Here is a 2,492-nt window from a genome sequence, read left to right on the forward strand (position 1 = left end):
GTAGAGCCATACAGCGTGACTGATAATGGATTTTGGAAAACGATGGCCTTTGTAGACTGTGATATGATTATTCATTCCTCTATACTGGAGGAAAGAGCATTAAGTTGACAATACCATTCAAACCCTTCCACGCCACCGCTTATGGTAATCGCCTGGGGCGATTTTTCCCGCAGAACCTTTTCCCATATTCTTTCCTCATTTAATCCATATTTACTCCTTATTTCATTGTTAGTTCTTAATCAACGCTAACCTGAACCGCTGAAGGGTAACTAGTTGATTCTAAACTACTCTTGACCGGTTATTTAACCACGAGGGAGGTGGGGCATGCAGAAATACCGACACTGAAAATCGTAATAGGATGGCCATGCTGGCACTGTTGCCTCTCAGCGGTTTGTGCGAAAGGCGAGAGCCGTTTCGATAATCCGTGTCACTGACCAGCACCCGGTACAATCTCAGCCTGTAAAGATAGGCAGGTGGGGGATATTCTCTTCTGTCTTTTTGAGGGTCAGCTGGTGATTGTTTGTTTGATTATGATAACTCCACGTAAACGCAAAATAACCTTGCTAGAAGAAAGTGTATGACTATGACTACCACAATGGATAGATTTAATCGGGCTGTACAATCTGTTCTGCTGGGGTTACTGCTGATTGGCGTCCTGCTGATTTCATCTTGTGCCCCAAGAATGCATACGAAAACTGTTCAGGCGTCTGAAACAATCGAAGCTTCCCCTTCGAGGTCAATCTACTTTTATCCGACCCAAGGACAGAGTCAGGTTGTGCAGGATCGGGATCGTTATGAGTGCTCTTTGTGGGCTGTTCAGCAATCCGGTTTTGATCCCAGTTCGACTGAGTTGGCCCCCCATCAGCGAATTGTCGTTGAAACCCGGTTGCCCCAGGGGCATAACACCCTCCTGGGGGCCGCTTCAGGGGCCGTAATCGGGGCAGCTGTAAGCTCGCCACACCATGGGCCTGGAGCTGCCGTCCTCGGAGCCGTTGTCGGTGCGGTCATTGGTGCCGCGTCCGATGCCTCAGAAAAAGAACAGGCAGACGCCATCCAGGAAAGCTATGATCAACAGGACGCCCGTAAGTCTGCCGTTATTGAGCGACAGGCCGGCGATTATCGCCGCGCTCTAATGGCTTGTATGGAAGGACGTGGCTACAGCGTGCAATGAGCCCTGAGCGAGACAACCTTTTCAAGAGATGAAGGTCTAAAGTTATGTTGAATAAACGAATTCATTTTTACGCTATTCTACTGATAGTTAACGTGTTCTTGCTCTCAAGCACAGGATGGGCCGCTCCGGGGCATGGCCCCGTGGGGGCTGGCTTCCAAGAACACCCAGGCTATGTTTTTGATCAGCGATATCACCACAATAACTATTATCCGCCGCGAGGCGCCATGGTCAATGAATTGCCGAGAGGTTACCGTGTTGTGCACCACCGGGAAAACAGCTATTATTTTTATGGCGGTGCTTGGTATCGGCCTTCCGGACCGAGGTTTGTCGTCGTATCACCACCGGTCGGTCTGATGATTCCCTTTCTGCCCCATGCGTATACCACGATTTGGGTTGGTGGCATTCCTTATTATTATGCGGACGACACCTATTATCGCTGGGCTCCGGAGAGAAATGTATATATCGTAAGCGAGGCTCCGCCGGAATCGGAGGTTATTGAAGAACCGGCTGTCCCCAGTAAATTATTTGTCTATCCAAAGCAGGGACAGTCTGCACAGCAGCAGGCTACCGATCGATATGAATGCCATAGCTGGGCAAAAGGACAGACTGGTTTCGATCCGACCCTGCCTGGTGGTGGCGTACCTGCCGTTCAGAACGCGTCGAGGCGCCAAGACTACAACAGGGCGATAAAGGCCTGCCTCGAAGAACGGGGTTACAGCGTACGGTGAGCGCTGTCCTGCAGAGGTGTTTCGCTAGCCCTCAAAAAACAAATAAACGAGGGGTAGCACAAGGAAAATCTCAAATTTGTGGCACTCTTGTGACGATACCTGCCGGTGCGTGTCAGCCGTGCCGGTAGGGTTCCAGTTGGTATTGTCAACTTAACGAATACAGAGCAGAAATAGGCTGATTCGCTGAGGTGAATCACATCAGATCCATGTCGAATTGCAGACGCAGGTATCCTGCTCCCAAATTGCAAAGGCTCGATCACGAAGTGTGCGGTAGCTTTTTGCGCTCAGTAAATGGCGCTGATGACGAAAAAGGTTGTCTACCAGGCCATGAAAGAAGAGAAATTGCTGGGCTTGTCTTTGTGACTTGAAGCGCCTCATTTTTCGTTCACGCTGTCGGGTGGGTTGGTGCGAAAGTTCCGCCCGATTATTTTGATACCGACCCGTCTCATGTGGTGCCCCGTTGATAACTCTTTCAACGCGGCTCGGTAGCTACGGAGTTTATCGGTCACGATTTTGTATGGACGTACGCCTGTTTTTCGAAACAGCTTGCGGAAGAAAAGAAGCGCCGCTAGTTTGTTGCGCTTATGTTGAAC

Annotated in this window: 2 protein-coding genes and 1 pseudogene; 2 read left to right on the forward strand and 1 reads right to left on the reverse strand. The window is 50.0% G+C overall.

Annotation, left to right across the window (positions count from 1 at the left end; translation table 11 throughout):
• Positions 1-577 precede the first annotated feature (577 nt).
• Positions 578-1,171: a glycine zipper 2TM domain-containing protein gene (locus tag BLU87_RS17040; RefSeq protein WP_092351044.1), complete on the forward strand. Its 594-nt coding sequence runs from the start codon at positions 578-580 to the stop codon at positions 1,169-1,171.
• A gap of 44 nt (positions 1,172-1,215) precedes the next feature.
• Positions 1,216-1,899 carry a DUF6515 family protein gene (locus tag BLU87_RS17045; protein WP_092351046.1) on the forward strand — a complete coding sequence of 228 codons (684 nt, stop codon included), beginning with the start codon at positions 1,216-1,218 and terminating at the stop codon, positions 1,897-1,899.
• Positions 1,900-2,097: 198 nt separating this feature from the next.
• Here the strand turns inward: BLU87_RS17045 and BLU87_RS17920 are convergent.
• Positions 2,098-2,444: pseudogene (locus BLU87_RS17920) on the reverse strand (DDE-type integrase/transposase/recombinase).
• Positions 2,445-2,492 lie beyond the last annotated feature (48 nt).

It is taken from the genome of Desulfuromusa kysingii (assembly GCF_900107645.1).
GTDB classification, from domain to species: domain Bacteria; phylum Desulfobacterota; class Desulfuromonadia; order Desulfuromonadales; family Geopsychrobacteraceae; genus Desulfuromusa; species Desulfuromusa kysingii.